At 73.2% G+C, this 15,529-nt stretch carries 15 protein-coding genes; 12 read left to right on the forward strand and 3 right to left on the reverse strand.

Annotation, left to right across the window (positions count from 1 at the left end):
• Positions 1 to 22: 22 nt before the first annotated feature.
• Genes ISP_RS18815 through ISP_RS18840 form a run of 6 tightly spaced genes read left to right on the forward strand, consistent with a single transcriptional unit; the run spans position 23 to position 6,113 of the window.
• Entirely contained in the window at positions 23 to 712 is a 690-nt protein-coding gene (locus tag ISP_RS18815; protein ID WP_013225398.1) for a response regulator transcription factor, read from the forward strand.
• A complete protein-coding gene (locus tag ISP_RS18820) occupies positions 705 to 2,477 on the forward strand; it encodes a sensor histidine kinase (protein WP_013225399.1) in 1,773 nt (590 codons plus the stop codon). Before ISP_RS18815 ends, ISP_RS18820 begins: the two co-directional genes overlap by 8 nt.
• A 57-nt stretch (positions 2,478 to 2,534) precedes the next feature.
• Positions 2,535 to 3,134, forward strand: coding sequence for a hypothetical protein (locus ISP_RS18825; protein WP_013225400.1), 600 nt, complete (start codon positions 2,535 to 2,537; stop codon positions 3,132 to 3,134).
• Positions 3,131 to 4,210 (forward strand): peptidoglycan-binding protein, encoded by a 1,080-nt coding sequence (locus tag ISP_RS18830; RefSeq protein WP_013225401.1) that lies wholly within the window; start codon positions 3,131 to 3,133, stop codon positions 4,208 to 4,210. Before ISP_RS18825 ends, ISP_RS18830 begins: the two co-directional genes overlap by 4 nt.
• The gene (locus ISP_RS18835; protein ID WP_013225402.1) at positions 4,207 to 4,902 is read left to right on the forward strand and encodes an ABC transporter ATP-binding protein; all 696 of its coding nucleotides are present in this window, start codon (positions 4,207 to 4,209) and stop codon (positions 4,900 to 4,902) included. Before ISP_RS18830 ends, ISP_RS18835 begins: the two co-directional genes overlap by 4 nt.
• Positions 4,899 to 6,113, forward strand: a complete 1,215-nt coding sequence (locus tag ISP_RS18840; protein WP_013225403.1) for an ABC transporter permease — start codon at positions 4,899 to 4,901, stop codon at positions 6,111 to 6,113. The genes ISP_RS18835 and ISP_RS18840 overlap by 4 nt, the downstream gene beginning before the upstream one ends.
• A gap of 14 nt (positions 6,114 to 6,127) precedes the next feature.
• Here ISP_RS18840 and ISP_RS18845 read toward each other — a convergent pair whose 3' ends face one another.
• Positions 6,128 to 7,117 carry a quinone oxidoreductase family protein gene (locus ISP_RS18845; RefSeq protein ID WP_013225404.1) on the reverse strand — a complete coding sequence of 330 codons (990 nt, stop codon included), beginning with the start codon at positions 7,115 to 7,117 and terminating at the stop codon, positions 6,128 to 6,130.
• Positions 7,118 to 7,149: 32 nt separating this feature from the next.
• Positions 7,150 to 7,725, reverse strand: coding sequence for a CGNR zinc finger domain-containing protein (locus ISP_RS18850; protein WP_013225405.1), 576 nt, complete (start codon positions 7,723 to 7,725; stop codon positions 7,150 to 7,152).
• A gap of 127 nt (positions 7,726 to 7,852) precedes the next feature.
• Here ISP_RS18850 and ISP_RS18855 point away from each other — a divergent pair, with 127 nt between their 5' ends.
• The 6 genes from ISP_RS18855 to ISP_RS18880 all read left to right on the forward strand — a co-directional run bounded on the left by ISP_RS18855 (position 7,853) and on the right by ISP_RS18880 (position 13,943).
• Positions 7,853 to 9,073 (forward strand): MFS transporter, encoded by a 1,221-nt coding sequence (locus ISP_RS18855; protein WP_013225406.1) that lies wholly within the window; start codon positions 7,853 to 7,855, stop codon positions 9,071 to 9,073.
• A gap of 35 nt (positions 9,074 to 9,108) precedes the next feature.
• The gene (locus ISP_RS18860) at positions 9,109 to 10,068 is read left to right on the forward strand and encodes an alpha/beta fold hydrolase (protein WP_013225407.1); all 960 of its coding nucleotides are present in this window, start codon (positions 9,109 to 9,111) and stop codon (positions 10,066 to 10,068) included.
• Positions 10,055 to 10,654, forward strand: a complete 600-nt coding sequence (locus ISP_RS18865; protein ID WP_013225408.1) for a TetR/AcrR family transcriptional regulator — start codon at positions 10,055 to 10,057, stop codon at positions 10,652 to 10,654. The genes ISP_RS18860 and ISP_RS18865 overlap by 14 nt, the downstream gene beginning before the upstream one ends.
• An 85-nt stretch (positions 10,655 to 10,739) precedes the next feature.
• Complete coding sequence (locus ISP_RS18870; protein ID WP_013225409.1) at positions 10,740 to 11,876, forward strand: sensor histidine kinase; 1,137 nt, start codon at positions 10,740 to 10,742, stop codon at positions 11,874 to 11,876.
• Positions 11,873 to 12,577 (forward strand): response regulator, encoded by a 705-nt coding sequence (locus ISP_RS18875; protein ID WP_013225410.1) that lies wholly within the window; start codon positions 11,873 to 11,875, stop codon positions 12,575 to 12,577. Before ISP_RS18870 ends, ISP_RS18875 begins: the two co-directional genes overlap by 4 nt.
• A 175-nt stretch (positions 12,578 to 12,752) precedes the next feature.
• Positions 12,753 to 13,943, forward strand: coding sequence for a serine hydrolase domain-containing protein (locus ISP_RS18880; protein WP_013225411.1), 1,191 nt, complete (start codon positions 12,753 to 12,755; stop codon positions 13,941 to 13,943).
• Between the two features lie 36 nt (positions 13,944 to 13,979).
• On the opposite strand, the gene ISP_RS18885 is transcribed toward ISP_RS18880, so the two are convergent.
• Positions 13,980 to 15,524: a CoA transferase gene (locus ISP_RS18885; RefSeq protein WP_013225412.1), complete on the reverse strand. Its 1,545-nt coding sequence runs from the start codon at positions 15,522 to 15,524 to the stop codon at positions 13,980 to 13,982.
• Positions 15,525 to 15,529: the final 5 nt, after the last annotated feature.

The raw sequence follows: 15,529 nt of genomic DNA on the forward strand, positions 1-15,529 counted from the left end.
TCCGCCGTGAGGGGAGGCTGCGATGTGCGCGTTCGTGCTGGTCGCGGAGGACGACGTCAAACAGGCCGAGCTGCTGCGCCGGTACCTGCGCCGCGAGGCGCACTCGGTGCTGGTGGTGCACGACGGCCGGGAGGCCGTCGACCAGGCGGCCCTGCGGCACCCCGACCTGCTCGTCCTCGACGTGATGATGCCCGGCCTGGACGGGCTGGAGGTGGTGCGGGCGCTGCGGCGGGAGTCCGATGTGCCGGTGCTGCTGGTGACGGCGCGGTCGACCGCCGAAGACAAGCTGGCCGGCTTCGACCTGGGTGCCGACGACTACGTGACCAAGCCGTACGACCCGAGGGAGCTGATGGCCCGGGTGCGGTCGCTGCTGCGCCGCGCGGGCCCGTCCGGCAGCCGGCCGGTGCTGCCGCTGCGGGTCGGTGCGCTGCTGCTGGACCAGATCCGGCACACGGTCCGGGTGCACGACCGGCCGATCGACTGCACGCCGGCGGAGTTCCGGATCCTGGAGGCGCTGATGGCCGAGCCCGGGCGGGTGCTCAGCCGCCGGCAGCTGCTGAACCAGGCCCACGGCCAGGACACCTTCGTCACCGAGCGGACGGCCGACGCGCACCTGAAGAACCTGCGCCGCAAGATCGAGGCCGACCCGCGGCGGCCCGAGTACCTGCACACGGTGTACGGCGTCGGCTACAAGATCGCCTACGGTGGCTAGAGCCGGCCTGCGGGTCCGGCTCCTGGCCGGCACGGTGCTGGTCGCCGCCGGGGCGGTCGCGGCGACGGCGTGGCTCGCGGTGCAGGGCACCACGGGCTCCATCGCCGAGCAGCAGGACGCGATGGAACGGGTTTCCGTGCAGGCGTACACCACGCTGGTCGACTACGCCGCCACGCACGCCGACTGGCACGCGGTGCAGCCCTCGCTGACGCAGCTGTCGGTGTACACCGGCACCCGGGTCGTCCTCACGCCCGTCGGCGGCGCGTCGGTCAGCAGCTCGCCGGGGCCGGCCGGGCCGGTGGCCACCGCGCCGCCGCTGCAGATCGATCCGCTCGCGGTCGACAACTCGGTGGCCGGAACGCGGTTCCCCGACGGGATCGCCCCCGCGGTGGTCGGCCCGTTCCAGCTGACCACCCAGGAGCACGCCGACCTCGAAGCGCGCGTCGAGACCGACGTGAAATGCCTGCAGGACCACCGGATCGCCGCGACGATCGCCGAGGTGCGCAGCGGGCGCCCGTACCTGCGCCTCACCCAGCCCGACGAGCCGTCGTCGCCGTGCGCCAAGGTCCTGGGCGCGGCCGGCTGGCCGATCGGCTACCAGGACACCACGCGGGTGACGCCGACGCCCACCGAGCAGGCGGCGCTGGACCGGATCACGCACGCCATGAAGACCTGCCTGCCGTCGGCCACGGACCCCACGGTCGTGCTGGACGCCCGCGGCGAGGTCCGCCCGGCGGCCGGGCTGCAGGACGCGCAGCTCGGCAAGTGCCTGGTGGACGCGCGGCGCCAGGTCCTGCGTCCCTACGTCGCGCCGATCGCGTACCTCCAGGTCACCACGGACGAGAACGATCGGCGGGCCGGCATCGGGCTGTCCTCCGACGGGCTGCTGCGCATCGCCGGCGTCACCGCGATCGTGCTGGTGCTGACGGTCGGGGTGGCGATGTTGCTGGCGAACCGGGTGATCCGGCCGGTCCGCGCGCTCACCGCCGCGACGCGGCGCATGCGGGCCGGCGACGGCTCCGCGCGGGCGCGGGTGCGGGCCCGCTGGGAGATCGCGGAACTCGCGGGCGCGTTCAACGAGATGGCCGAGCACGCCGCCCGCACCGAGGAGCAGCGCCGCGACCTGATCAGCGACGTCTCGCACGAACTGCGCACGCCGCTGGGCACCATCCGCGGCTGGCTGGTCGCCACCCAGGACGGCGTCGCCGAGCTCGACGACGAACTGGTGTCCTCGCTGCTCCAGGAAACCTCGGTCCTGCAGCACCTGGTCGACGACCTGCGTGACCTGGCCCTGGCCGACGCGGGCATGCTGCGGCTGGACCGGGTCGAGGTGAACGCGACGGACCTGCTGCGGCACGTCGCGGCCGCGCACGGCGACCGCGTCGACACCGACGTGCCCGATGACCTGCTCGTGGAGGCCGATCCGGTGCGGCTGCACCAGATCGTCGGCAACCTGCTGGCCAACGCCGTCCGCCACACCCCGCCGGACGGGCGGATCCGGCTGCACGGGCGCCGCGAGGGCCCGGACGTGCTGATCACCGTGACCGACACCGGCACCGGCATCGCGCCGGAGGACCTGCCACACGTGTTCGACCGGTTCTGGCGCGCCGACAAGTCACGCACCCGGCGCACCGGCGGCAGCGGACTGGGGCTGGCCATCGTGCGCAAGCTCGCCGAGGCCCAGGACGGGGCCGTCACCGTGACCAGCGCACCGGGCGAGGGCAGCACCTTCACGTTGCGGATGCCCGCGCCCGCGGACCGGTGAAAGATCGTTCACGGCGTTCGCACAGGTTCTTCACAGTCGTCGGGCACGGTAGGCCGGGTGAACCTCACCCGATGCCTGGTCGCCGCGGCCGCTCTGCTCGCCCTCGCGGCGTGTTCGAACCCGGCTCCGCCGTCCGGCCAGGTCGCCACGATGTCCACCCCGGGCACCTCGGACCCGGGCAAGACGGCGGCCGCCACGCCGTCGGCGGAGCCGGACAACGGCCGCCCCCGCGAACGCCTCGACATGACCAACGAGGACCTGGAAGCCCTCAACGCCCCCTACCTGGCTTGCCTGACGCAGAACGGTTCCCCCAAGGGCCGGAAAGGCAGCCCGGGCTCCGGCCCGTCCGCGGCACCGGTGGACGGCCAGACCGACCAGCAGGCGGAGGAGAAGGCCGAGGCGGCGTGCCTGTCCAAGAGCCCGCTGCCGCCGTGGGAACTGGACAGCTCCAACCCGCACGCCGCCGACTTCGTGCACGCGGTCGTGCAATGCCTGCGGGGCAAGGGTGTCCGGTACGTCGACGAGGAACCGCCGCAGGGTGACCGGGAGGTCTACAGCTTCGGCGGACCGCAGAACGACGCCGCCTCCATCTCCAAGGGCATGAGCCTCGCGCCGGAGTGCGAGAAGGAAGTCGCCGCCAAGGGCATCGGCAAGTGAGGGGACGCACCCTCGCGGGCATCGGCGTCGTGACGGTCCTCGTCGCCGGCGGGGTGACCGCGTACGTCTTCATCACCCGGCCCGCGCCGCTCACGGCCGCCGCGCAGCCGGCGCCACCGGCGACGACGACCGTCGTCAAAACGACCTTGACGACCTCGGTGACGCTGAACGGCTCCCTCGGCTACGGGAAGGCCACCGGCTACACCGGACGGAAAGCGGGCACGCTGACCTGGCTCCCCGCGCCCGGCACGGTCGTGCACCGCGGCGGCCGGCTCTACACGGTCGACGCGCAGCCGGTCGTGCTCTTCGTCGGCGACCTGCCGCTCTACCGGACGATCGACCCGGCGGCGACGCCCGGACCCGACGTCCGCGAGGTCAACGCGAACCTGCGTGCGCTGGGCTACCGCACCGCTCCTGCCGGCGACGCCTACACCGACGGCACGGCGACGGCGCTGAAGGCCTGGCAGCGCAAGAACAAGCTCGAGGAGAGCGGCGCGCTCGGCATGGGCGACGTCGCGGTGCTGCCCGGCGAGGTCCGCGTCGACTCGCAGAAGGCGCAACCGGGCGCGCCCGCGACGGCGGAGCTGCTCGGCCTGACCGCCACCGCCCGGCAGGTCACCGCGCCGGTCGACCCCGCGCAGGTCGACGTCGCCCTGCTCAAGGCCGGCAGCAAGGTGGAGCTGTCCTTGCCGGACGGATCCCGGGCTCCCGGCACGGTCACGGCGCTGGACTCCGGCTCGTCCGCGGACGCCTCGGGTGCACCCCGCGGAACGGGCGGCCCCGGCGGGTCCGCGCCCGGCCAGGCCGTGACGATCTCCGTCGACGACCAGGCCAAGGTGTCCACAATGGACTCCGGCAGCGTCGACGTCGTGGTCACCCTCGCGCACCACGACAACGTGCTCGCGGTGCCGGTCGGCGCGCTCGTCGCGTTGCAGGAAGGCGGTTACGCGGTGCAGGTCGTCGCCGCCGGCCACGCGAGGCTGGTCGCCGTCCGGACGGGCATGTTCGCCGACGGCCGGGTCGAGGTGGCCGGCGACGGGCTCGCCGAGGGGCAGAAGGTGGTGACCGTGTCATGACGCCGGTGCTCGCGATCCGCCGTGCCGGCAAGGAGTACCCCGGCGGCGTGCACGCCCTGACCGGCGTTTCGCTCACCATCGAGCCCGGCGAGCTGCTGGCCATCGTCGGCCCGTCGGGCTCCGGCAAGTCCACGTTGCTCAACCTGATGGGCACGCTGGACCGGCCGACCAGCGGCTCGATCGAGATCGCCGGGCAGGACGTCACGGTGCTGCCCGACCGGGCGCTCTCGGCGTTGCGCGCCCAGGAGATCGGGTTCGTGTTCCAGCACTTCCACCTCGCCGACGGCCTGACGGCCACCGAAAACGTCGCCACCGGCCTGTTGTACGCGGGCGTGCCGCGGCGCCGGCGGCGGCCGCTGGCCGATGCGGCACTCGACCGGGTCGGCCTGGCCCACCGCCGCGCCCACCGGCCGCACCAGCTCTCCGGCGGGGAGAAGCAGCGCGTGGCCATCGCCAGGGCCCTGGTCAACGCGCCGTCCCTGGTGCTGGCCGACGAGCCGACCGGCGCGCTGGACACCGGCACCAGCGCCGCGGTCCTGGACCTGCTGCGCGACCTGCGCGACGGCGGCACGACCATCGCCGTGATCACCCACGACCGGGAGATCGCGGCCGCCATGCCGCGGCGGGTGGAGATCCTCGACGGCCGGATCCGGTCCGACACGACCCGGCTCGCGGGCGTGGTGCCGGCATGACGCGGCCCGCCGTCCGGCCCGCTGTCCGGCTGGGTCCCGGCGACATCCTGCTGCTGGGCCTGCTCGGGCCCCGGACCCGGCCGCTGCGCGCGGTGCTGTCCGCGCTGGGCATCTCGATCGGGATCGCCACGATGATCGTGGTCGTCGGCATCTCGAGCTCCGGGCAGCAGGCCCTCGCGGATCAGCTTTCCGCGCTGGGCACCAACCTGCTGCGGGCGGAAGCCCAGATCGACGGCGACGGCCGGACGCTGCCGCCGGTGCCGGCCGTGGCGGCGAAGATGACCGCGCGGATCCCGCCCGTGCGGGCGGCCAGCCAGGTCGCCAACACCCACGCCCAGGTCCGCCGCTCGCAGGCCATCCCGGCCACCGAGGGCTCCGGGCTGACCGTGCTGGCCGCGGAGAACGACCTGCTGCCGGTGATCGGCGCGCACGTCGCGTCCGGCACCTTCCTGAACCCGGCCAACGCCGCGTTCCCGACGGTCGTGCTGGGTGCGGTCGCCGCGACCCGGCTCGGGATCACCTCGCTCGAGCCGGGTGGGCGGCAACCCGAGGTGTGGATCGGCGACCGCGCCTTCACCGTCGTCGGCGTGCTCGCCCCCAGCCCGCTCGCCCCGGAGATCGAACGGTCCGTCCTGGTCGGCCGGCCCGCGGCGATCGGCTACCTGAAGTTCGACGACCACCCCACCGTGCTGTACGTGCGGGTGGACGAGGCGCAGATCGACGCCGTCCGCGCGGTGCTCGCCCAGACGATGTTCCCGCCCAACCCCGGCAAGATCCTCGTCAGCAGGCCGTCGGATGCCTTGAAGGCCAAGCAGCTCTCCGACTCGACGTTCTCCGGCCTGCTGCTCGGCCTGGCCGCGGTGGCGCTGCTGGTCGGCGCGGTCGGCGTGGCCAACACGATGATCATCTCGGTGCTGGAGCGCACCCGCGAGATCGGGCTCCGGCGCGCGCTGGGCGCGACCAGGCGGCACATCCGCGGCCAGTTCCTCGCCGAATCCGTGGTGCTGTGCCTGCTGGGCGGACTCGCGGGCGCCGCCGTGGGCCTGCTCGTCACGGTGGACTACGCGGCGTCGCGGGGCTGGCCCGCGGTCGTTCCCGTCACCGGTATCGCCGGCGGCGTGGGTGCCGCGCTGGTCCTGGGCATCCTCGCCGGGATCCACCCGGCGGTCCGGGCGTCCCGGCTACCGCCGACCGAAGCACTGGCCACCTGACGGGCGGTACTCGCCTAGATCGTCAGGAGCACGCGGCCGAACGGGCTGCCCTCGGCGAGGTGCCGCTGCGCCTGCGCGGCCTGCTCCAGCGGGAACACGCGGTCGACCAGCGGGGTGATTTCCTTGCGGGCGAGCAGGTCGAGCAGGTGGGTGTTCGCGGCGTTGATCTGCTCCGGGGTGAACAGGGCGAACCGGAAACCGTGGATGTGGGTGTTCTTCCAGATCAGGTCGGTGACGTCGATTTCGGTGCGCGTGCTCGCCGCGTAGCCGACGCTGACCAGGGTGCCGTCCACGGCCAGGGCACCGAGCGCCGCCCCGGTCACCGAGCCTCCGACGCCGTCGAGGACGACGTCGACGCCCTTGCCGCCGGTGAGCCGGTGCACGCCGTCGCGCAGGGACTCGGTGGACAGGTCGATCACCTCGAACCCGGCCGCCCGGCCGCGTTCGGCCTTCGCGGTGCTGGTGGCGGTGGTGATCGCCGCGCCGGCGCCGAGGACCCGGGCGACGTCCACGCCGCCCTGGCCGACCCCGCCCGCGACGCCGGGAGCGAGCACGGACTGCCCCGGCCGGAACCCGGCGAGTTCGGACAGCGCCAGGTACGCGGTGAGGTGCCCGGTCGCGGCCGTGAGTGCGGCCGCGGCGGTGTCGTCGACGGCGTCCGGGATGGGCACGACGTGGCGCGGATCGACGGCGATGTACTCGGCCCACGCGCCGTCGGCGCCCACGCCGTACCGGCCGCCGCTGAGGATCACGCGCGTGCCGGCCGGGAGGCCGCTGGCGCCGGGCTCGGTGAGCACGCCGACGCCGAATCCGCCGGGCCGGATCGGCAGCGGCCGGACGGCGGCCGCGGGGAGCTTGCCGCTGCGGACGGTGTCGTCCAGCGGGTTCACGCCCGCCAAAGTGACCCGGACGAGCGCTTGGCCGTCGTCCGGAACCGGGACGGGGACGTCGACGACTCTTAGGACGTCGTATCCGCCGAACTCGTCGTACTGGATCGCGCGCATGGTGGACGCTCCTTGTAATAAGTGAAAGGGCCTCAGCTATTTTCGGCACGCTGGCGGGCTCGATAGGCGCGCAGGTTGGCCGGGTTGCCGCAGGTGCGCACGTCGTGCCAGGTGCCGCTGTTGTTGCGCGAGCGGTCGAAGAAGGCGGCCGCGCACCGCGAGTTGCGGCAGACCTTGAGGCGGCGCCACGTGCCGGCGGCCTGGGCGTCCGCGATCGCGATCAGGGTGAGCGAGGCCAGGGCTCGCCGGCCGCTGCCCCGGGGCTCCGGCCGGACCCGGCCGTCCGGATCGAGGCGCAGCACGACGCCGGCCTGGTGTTCCGGCACGTGTTCCGCCGTCCCGGCCAGGTGCTGGTGGAGATCGACGCGCAGGTCCCGGAGGGGATCGAGGTCTTCCTCGCCGAGGCGCACGAGGGGGACGCCTTGGCCGGTCTCCTCGGTCCACGCCGCCAGCGCCTCGCCGGCCCATCGCTGTGCCGACGTCACGTCGGCGAGCAGGTCGGGCTGACGAGGACGACCGGCCGACCTGGTGTTGAGCAGGTCGTGCACGAGCCCCAAGGTGGCCGGAGCGGGTTGGAGGTCGTAGCGCGCGGTGGCGAGCCAGGTCATGAAATAAGCATGACTCGGTTGACTATTTCAGGGTGCGTTCTGTGCGTCATGTCACTGGCGTCACATTCTGGATCGATCGGTCCAACAATCATGGACTGATCGATCCAAGATGGCTACGGTCAGGTCCATGGAGCTCACCGACAGGACGCAAGACCGGCTTCCCACGCCGACATCGAGCCGCGGCCGTTCCGCGAAAGCGTTCTGGTCGGTGGCCGCGGTTTACGCACTGGTCATGCTGGGTGGGACGCTGCCCGTCCCGCTGTACGCGTTCTGGTCGGCCGACATGGACTTCGGCCCGTTCACCACGACGCTGATCTTCGCCGGCTACGCCGTGGGCGTGGTGATCTCGCTGCTGCTGTTCGCCGGCATGTCCGATCGGTCCGGACGCCGCCCCCTCGCCCTCGCCGCCCTGAGCGTGGTCGCCGTCAGCACCGTCATCTTCCTGTTGGCCGGCAACGTCGTGGTCCTCCTGGTGGCCCGGTTCCTCAGCGGCTTGGCCACGGGAGTCGTCACGGCGACCGCGACCGCCTGGCTGGGGGAGCTGGCCGGGCCGGGAAACGCGCGTCGCGCCACCATCACCGCCACCGCGGTCAACCTCGGCGGGCTCGGGCTCGGCCCGCTCGCCGCGGGTCTGACGGCCCAGTTCGCGCCCGCCCCGGCGCACCTGGTCTTCTGGCTCTACCTGGGCGCTCTCGTCCCGGCGTTCGCCGCCGTGGCCCTCGCTCCCGAGACCGTCGCCGATCGGCGGCCGGCGCGGGTGGCCGCGCGGCGGCCGACCGTCCCCGCCGAGCCGGCCGGCCGGCGCGAGTTCGCCACCGCCGCGGCCGGCGTGTTCGCCGCCTTCGCCGTCAACGCCCTCTTCGCTTCGCTGGTACCGAGCTTCCTGCACGACGGTCTGCGGGTGTCCGGACCGGCGGTGGTCGGCGGAGTGGTCTCCCTGCTGTTCCTGGTCGCCCTGACCGCCCAGCTGTCCGCTCCCCGTCGCCGTCTCGAGTCCCGCTGGTTCGCCGTCGGCGCGCTGGTCGCCGGGGTGGGGCTGCTGGTCGCCGGGCTCTGGCTGCGCTCGCCGGCCGTCTTCGTCGCGGGCACGGTCCTGGCCGGCGCCGGCAGCGGGCTGACCTTCCGCCGCGGGCTGGGCGTGACCGCCGCACTGGCCGATCCGCGGCGCCGGGCGGACCTCAACGCCACGTACTTCCTCGCCGCCTACGCCGGCAACGTCGTCCCGGCCCTCGTGATCGGCGGCCTGGACCAGGCCTTCGACGCGAACGTCGCGACGTCCATCCTCGCCGCCGCGCTGATCGGCCTCATCTTCGTCCCCGCCGTGCGCCACCGGCGACACCCCGCCTGACCCGCCCACAGTCCACAGTCCACAAAGGAGTTATCATGCAGACGCCTGAGCCATCCGCACCGGCCGGTCCCGGTACCGCGAGCGGCACCCCCGGCCTGCCCGCCGGCTTCGACGAGGTGTTCACCAGCCGGTGGATCGCGGTCGGCGAGCTGAGGCTGCACGCGGTCGTCGGCGGCGACGGCCCGCCACTGCTGCTGATCCCCGGCTGGCCGCAGACGTGGTACGCGTGGCGGCTGCTGATGCCCGAGCTCGCTCGCGACTTCACCGTCGTCGCCGTCGATCCACGCGGGACCGGTCTGTCCGGCCAACCCGGCGACGGCTACGACACCGCCACCCTGGCCGCCGACCTGACCGGGCTGATGGCCGCGCTGGGCCACGAACGGTTCGCCGTGGCCGGGCACGACGTGGGGATGTGGATCGGGTACGCCATGGCCGCCGACCACCCCGGCCGGGTGGCGCGGCTGGCGCTCGCCGAAGCCCTGATTCCCGGCCTCAGCCCCTCGCCGCCGCTTTTCGCGCCACGCGACGTCGTCGAGCGCCTCTGGCACTTCGCGTTCAACCAGCTCGACGACCTCAACGAACAGCTCGTCGCCGGCCGCGAGGACGTCTTCCTGCGGTGGCAGTTCACCCACAAGGCCGCCCGGCCGCTGGCCGAACCCGCCATCGAGCACTACGTCGACTCGATCCGCCGTGATCCCCGGGCGCTGCACGCCAGCTTCGGCTGCTACCGCGCGATCGGCGACACCGTGGCGCAGAACGCCGAACGCGTGAAGAACCGCCTCGATCTGCCGATCCTCACCATCGCCGGCGAACGCTCGACCGGTCCGCTGGTCGAGCGGACGATGATCCCGGCCGCCGCGGACGTTCGCGGCGTCGTCCTGCCCGGCTGCGGCCACTATCCTGCCGAAGAAGCACCCCAGGCGATGCTCGCTGCCCTGAGTGAGTTCCTCGCGCCCTGGGCCGATGGCGGGAGGAGCGAGCGTGTCCGGGCGTAAGCAGTTCGACGTCGACGAAGCGCTGGACCGGGCGATGCGCGTGTTCTGGGAGCTCGGCTACGCCGAGACCTCGCTCGACACCCTCGGCCGGGCCACCGGCCTGGGACGCGGCTCCCTGTACGGCGCTTTCGGGGCCAAGGACGAGCTGTTCCGCCGGTCGCTCGAACGGTATGCCGCGCGCTACGAGCACCGCTACGAGGAGGCCGTCGACGCCCACGCCGGTGACCCGGTCGCCGCCGTCGGTGCCTTCTTCGACGTCGTGCTCGACCGCATCGGCGACCCCGACGTGCCGGTCGGGTGCCTCGTCGTGCAGTCGGCCGCGCAGCTGCCGACCCTTTCGCCGGAGTCACGGAAAGCGGTCGACCGCGCGGTGACCGCGCAGCGCCGGCGGGTCCGCCGAGCACTGGACGCGGCGGCCGCCGGCCACGAACCGGCCGAACTGGACAGCCTGGCGTTGCTCGTGGTCGGCGTCCAGCACGCGATTGTGGTCCTCAGCCGCACCGGCGCCCCGATGGCCGAGCTGCGCTCCCTTGCCGACGCGGGGGTGCAGGCGGTCGCCGACCGGCTGGCCGTCACGACCCGGTGACCTCCCGCTGATGCACGTCCTACGCCGGTCGGCCTACGCCTCGCGGCAGAGGCCGGACCGCGGTGCCGCGCCGTACGCTGGGGCCATGTCAACCGAGCCGCGTCCACCGCTGGTCAGACGGCTGCGGCCCGGCCATTGGCTGCTGTTCGACTGCCTCGTCGCGATCGGATATGCCGCGATCGCCGGTGGGGTGCTGTTGCGGCACCCGCACGCAACGCCGGTGCCGCTCGCGCTGGCCGCGGTGGCGGTGCTCGGCCTCACGATCGCGCTGCGCCGCCGGCAGCCGGTGGTCGCGCTCGGGGTGGCGCTGGTCGTGCCGGTGGTGTTCGGCTTGCCCTATCAAGGTCTGCTGCCGGCCTGGAGCGCCCTTTATCTCGTGGCGGCCACGTACCGGCCGCGGATCGCGCTGGCCGCCCTCGGCGCCGCGCTCGTCGCCCCGGCGGTGGTGGTCGGGGTCTTCGACCGCGGTGTGCTGCTCGGCCTGATCTCCGGCCTCGTTTGGACCATCGGCCACGCCGTCGGGCGGCACCGGGGCTACGAGCGGGAACTGCGGCGGCAGCAAGCCCGGCAGGCCGAGGCCGACCGGGAACGGGCGCGCCGAGGCGTCATCGAGGAGCGGATGCGCATCGCCAGGGAGGTGCACGACGTGGTTGCGCACAGCATGAGCGTGATCACGGTGCAGGCCGGTTTCGGTGATCTCGTGCTCGACGACCAGCCCGCGCAGGCCCGGGCCGCGCTCGGCGCCATCGCCACCACCGGCCGGGAGGCGCTCACGGAAATGCGCCGGCTCCTCGGCATGCTGCGCGACGACGGCCCGGCGGCCCTTGCTCCGGCGCCCGGTCTCGGCGAGCTCGACCACCTGGTGGCGCAGACCGCGAAGGCCGGGGTCCGGGTCCAGGTGAAGATCACCGGCGCGGCTCGGCCGTTGCCGCCCGGGATCGACCTGTCGGCCTTCCGGATCGTGCAGGAGGCGCTCACCAACGTGGTCAAGCACGCCGGGACCACCGGTTGCCGGGTCGCCATCGGTTACGGGGAGCACGAGCTGTCCCTCGAGATCACCGACGACGGTCGCGGCGGCCCGGCCGCGGGTGGGCCCGGCCACGGCCTGGTCGGCATGCGCGAGCGGGTGCACCTCTACGGCGGCACCCTGGAGGCCGCGCCGCTGCCGGGCCGGGGATTCCGGGTCGCCGCGTCGCTGCCGGTGGCGAAGGCGGCGGTGTGACCGTCCGCGTCCTCGTGGCCGACGACCAGCACCTCATGCGCGCCGGCCTGCGCGGCATCGTCGGCACCGCCGCCGACCTGACCGTCATCGCCGAAGCGAGCACCGGCCTGCAGGCGGTCGACCTGGCCCGGCGGGAACGGCCGGACGTCGTCTTGATGGACATCCGGATGCCCGACATGGACGGCCTCGAGGCCACCCGGCTCATCACCGCGTCGACCGACGTGCGGGTGCTCATCCTGACCACCTTCGACCTCGACGACTACGTGTACCAAGCGCTGCGGGGCGGAGCCGGCGGCTTCCTGCTGAAGGACACCCCGCCGGCGGACCTCCTCGCCGCCATCCGGGTCATCGCCTCCGGCGACGCGCTGCTCGCCCCGAGCATCACGCGCCGGCTCATCGCCGAATTCGCCGCCCGCCCCGAGCCGGCCCGGCCGGGCACCGCCGGCGCTCCGGGCCCCGGTTTTGCCGAAACCGGGGCGGCCGGCCCCGATCCGCTGGCGTCGATCACGGACCGCGAGCGCCAAGTGCTCGCGCTCGTCGCCGAAGGCCTGACCAACGCGGAGATCGCCCGGCGGCTGCACATCGCGCCTGGCACCGCCAAAACCCACGTCGGCAACCTGCTGACGAAGCTGAACGCCCGCGACCGGGTCCACCTGGTCATTCACGCCTACCGCGCGATGGGCGCGCCACGCCAGGGCTGAGTACCGCCGCTCTCGTCGAGGAACCCCCGTCCCTCCGCAGGCGTACTCCTGCCGGGCGTGTCCGCCGAACTCCCTCCGCCTGTGGGGGAGCGCGCAGATACCGCCACGGGGCAATGACTGTCTCCCAACGGATCCGACAAGGTGAGACCACCGAAGCCGATCCCGAGGAGCGCAAATGAGGATCAACCGTGGAGCAGCGCGCCTGCTCGTTCTCGCCGTGCTGAGCACAGGCGTGGTAGATGTGCTGGGCACCGCCCCTGGTTCGGCGGCGTCCGGCCCGGGCACAGGGATGCCCGCGCTGGACAGCGTTCTCGCCGAGCAGTTCGCCCGATCCCCGGCGGTGCCGGGCATCGCGGCGCGAGTGGACGCACCCGGCCTGCGCTGGGAACGGGCGGTCGGGAAAGCCGATCGAGCCACCGGCACCCCACTCGTCGCCGGCAACACCTTCCGCATCGCCTCGGTCACCAAGACGTTCACCGCGGCGGCCGTGCTCACGCTCGTCGACCAGCGCCGGGTGAACCTCGATGCCGCCGTCGCCCGGTATCTGTCGCCGCCCTACCTCGAACTGCTGCGCCGCGGCGGCTACGACCCGGACCTGATCACCGTGCGCATGCTGCTCGACCACACCAGCGGTCTGTACGACTACGCCACCGACGACAGCTATCGCGAAACAGCGTTGACGGACCTGCACCGGCATTGGCTCCCCACCGAGCAAATCGGCTGGGCAATGGACCACGGCCACCCCTACGGCGCACCGGGCGCGCTGTTCCACTACTCCGACACCGGCTACGTGCTGCTGGCCCGGATCGTGGAATCGGTCACCGGCACTGCGCAAGCGGCCGCCTACCGCCGGCTGCTGCGCTACGACCGCCTGGGCCTGACCGCCACCTGGTTCGAGACCCTCGAGCCGGCCCCGCCCACCGCCGGTGCCCGGGCCCACCAGTACTACGTCGACCCCGCAGCCGACCTCGACCTGGACGCCTACACCGCGGACCCGTCCTTCGACCTCTACGGCGGCGGCGGGCTGGTCTCCAGCGTCGCCGACCTCACCCGGTTCTACCGGGCGTTGCTGGACGGCCGGGTGCTCAGCCGCGCCGCGCTGCGCACCATGCTCACCCTGGTCCCGGCCGCCGACGGCGACGGGGCGGGCATGGGCATCTTCCCGCGGCGCATCGAAGGCATGACCTGCTGGTGGCACAACGGTTTCTGGGGTTCGGCCGTCCTCTACTGCCCGCAGCGCAGGCTCGCCGTCGCGGTGACCGTCAACGCGTTCACCGCCGACCGGACGACACCGACCGCGTTGGCCGACGCCGTCGCCCTGGCCACAGCGGCAAGCAAGTCCGCTCCCGGACCGGTTAAGCGCTAGCTCCGCCGGTTTCGGCCGGAATCTGTCCCGGGGTGGTCAGCCGCGGCCCAGGATTTTGGCCAGCGCGGCGACGTCCGGCATCTGCGGCCGCGGAAGCCAGACGGGCTGGTCGGCGCCGCGGGGGGAGAGCACGTTCAGGTAGTGGTGCGGCGTGCGGGACAGCGTGATGTTCTCGGTGACGCCCTGGTAGATGCCCAGCGGGGTGAGCGAGGTGAACAGCTGGGGGTCGAGCAGTTCGTGTTCTCCGCCGCTGCCGACGGTCCGGTGGACGTGGTCCCAGTCGAAGAAGCCGAGGGTGACCGCCCACATCGCCGCGCGGGTGAGCGAGACGTGGATCCGGTAGCTGCCGCCTTCGGTGGCGCGGCGGGCGAGCGCGGCCATGGCGCCGGTCGCGCCGAGCCAGGCGACGAGGTAGTCGTTGATGATCGACGTCGGGGGCAGCTTCGGGGCCTCGAGGGTGCCTTCGGCGGCGACCATGCCGGTGACCGTGCCGGCGACCTGGTCGAAGCCGACGCGGCGGGCCCACGGGCCGGTTTCGCCGTGGCAGCTGGCGGTGACGTGGATGAGGCCGGGCCGCACGGCGAACGCCTGTTCGGCGTCGACGCCGAGTTCGGTCAGCAGGCCGGGTCGCCGGTTGGCGAAGAAGATGTCCGCGTCGCGCAGCAGGGCACGCAGGGTTTCCCGGCCGTCGGGCCCGCGGACGTTGAGGCGGGTGGAGCGCATGCCCACGTTGGCGGTGGCGATGAGGGGGTCCTGTTCGAACTCCGCGACGCGCCAGACGTTGAGGACGTCCGCGCCGAGCGAGGCCAGGGAGCGGCCGATGCCGGCCCCGGCGATGACGTGACCCATGCCGAGCGCGCGGATCCCGGACAGGGGGTGGGTGCCCCACTCCGGCAGCGGTTCGGGCGGGGTGTCGGCGACCTTTTCGATTTCGATCAGGGGCCGGGAGGCGAGGTGCTCGAACACCGGCTCGGCGACGAACTCCTCGACGCTGCGGACCTTGGCGAAGACGATCCCGTGCTCTTCGCCGAGTGCTTCGAGCTCGTCGGCGGTGTACCTGGCGATGGCGCGGCCGAGGGCTTCGGGGTGGTCGGCGCAGTCGAGGACGGCGAGCATCTTCGACTTGAGGCCGGGGTAGATGTTGGGCGGGATGACGTGGCGGCCGTCGCGCGTGGGGTAGAACCCGAAGTAGGCGAAGACGCTGCGGTCGGGCATGTCGGCGGGGTAGCCGTTGAGGGTCTCCCACTTCATCTCCGACGCCGGGGCGAGGCGGCGGATGGCCTGGCCGAGGTCGACGGTGATGTCCTGGCCGAGGCCGGTGCGCATCCGCCACAGCTTCGCGGCGATCACCGACTGCTGGGCCAGCGCGACGGCGGCGGCCCCGCCGATGCGGATGCTGCTGGGCATCAGCGGGTCGCGCTTGTGGAAGGTGATGGTGCCGCCGCTGTCTTCGGGGGTGAAGCCGAGCGGGGCGAGGAGCGCGCGGAGTTCGGCGTGCGGATCGAACGCGTCGCCGGTGGCGCGGTTCCGGACGGCCTCGAGCATCGCGTCGCGCAGGGCCCGCGGGTCGGTGGTTTCCACTGTGG

The sequence above is a fragment of the Amycolatopsis mediterranei genome, assembly GCF_026017845.1.
GTDB lineage: Bacteria > Actinomycetota > Actinomycetes > Mycobacteriales > Pseudonocardiaceae > Amycolatopsis > Amycolatopsis mediterranei.

Excerpts from the sequence above, each read along its gene's own strand:
- ISP_RS18815 (WP_013225398.1), top strand. The coding sequence starts at position 23 with ATGTGCGCGTTCGTGCTGGTCGCGGAGGACGACGTCAAACAGGCCGAG.
- ISP_RS18835 (WP_013225402.1), top strand. The coding sequence starts at position 4,207 with ATGACGCCGGTGCTCGCGATCCGCCGTGCCGGCAAGGAGTACCCCGGC.
- ISP_RS18840 (WP_013225403.1), top strand. The coding sequence starts at position 4,899 with ATGACGCGGCCCGCCGTCCGGCCCGCTGTCCGGCTGGGTCCCGGCGAC.
- ISP_RS18845 (WP_013225404.1), bottom strand. The coding sequence starts at position 7,117 with ATGCGCGCGATCCAGTACGACGAGTTCGGCGGATACGACGTCCTAAGA.
- ISP_RS18850 (WP_013225405.1), bottom strand. The coding sequence starts at position 7,725 with ATGACCTGGCTCGCCACCGCGCGCTACGACCTCCAACCCGCTCCGGCC.
- ISP_RS18855 (WP_013225406.1), top strand. The coding sequence starts at position 7,853 with ATGGAGCTCACCGACAGGACGCAAGACCGGCTTCCCACGCCGACATCG.
- ISP_RS18860 (WP_013225407.1), top strand. The coding sequence starts at position 9,109 with ATGCAGACGCCTGAGCCATCCGCACCGGCCGGTCCCGGTACCGCGAGC.
- ISP_RS18870 (WP_013225409.1), top strand. The coding sequence starts at position 10,740 with ATGTCAACCGAGCCGCGTCCACCGCTGGTCAGACGGCTGCGGCCCGGC.
- ISP_RS18880 (WP_013225411.1), top strand. The coding sequence starts at position 12,753 with ATGAGGATCAACCGTGGAGCAGCGCGCCTGCTCGTTCTCGCCGTGCTG.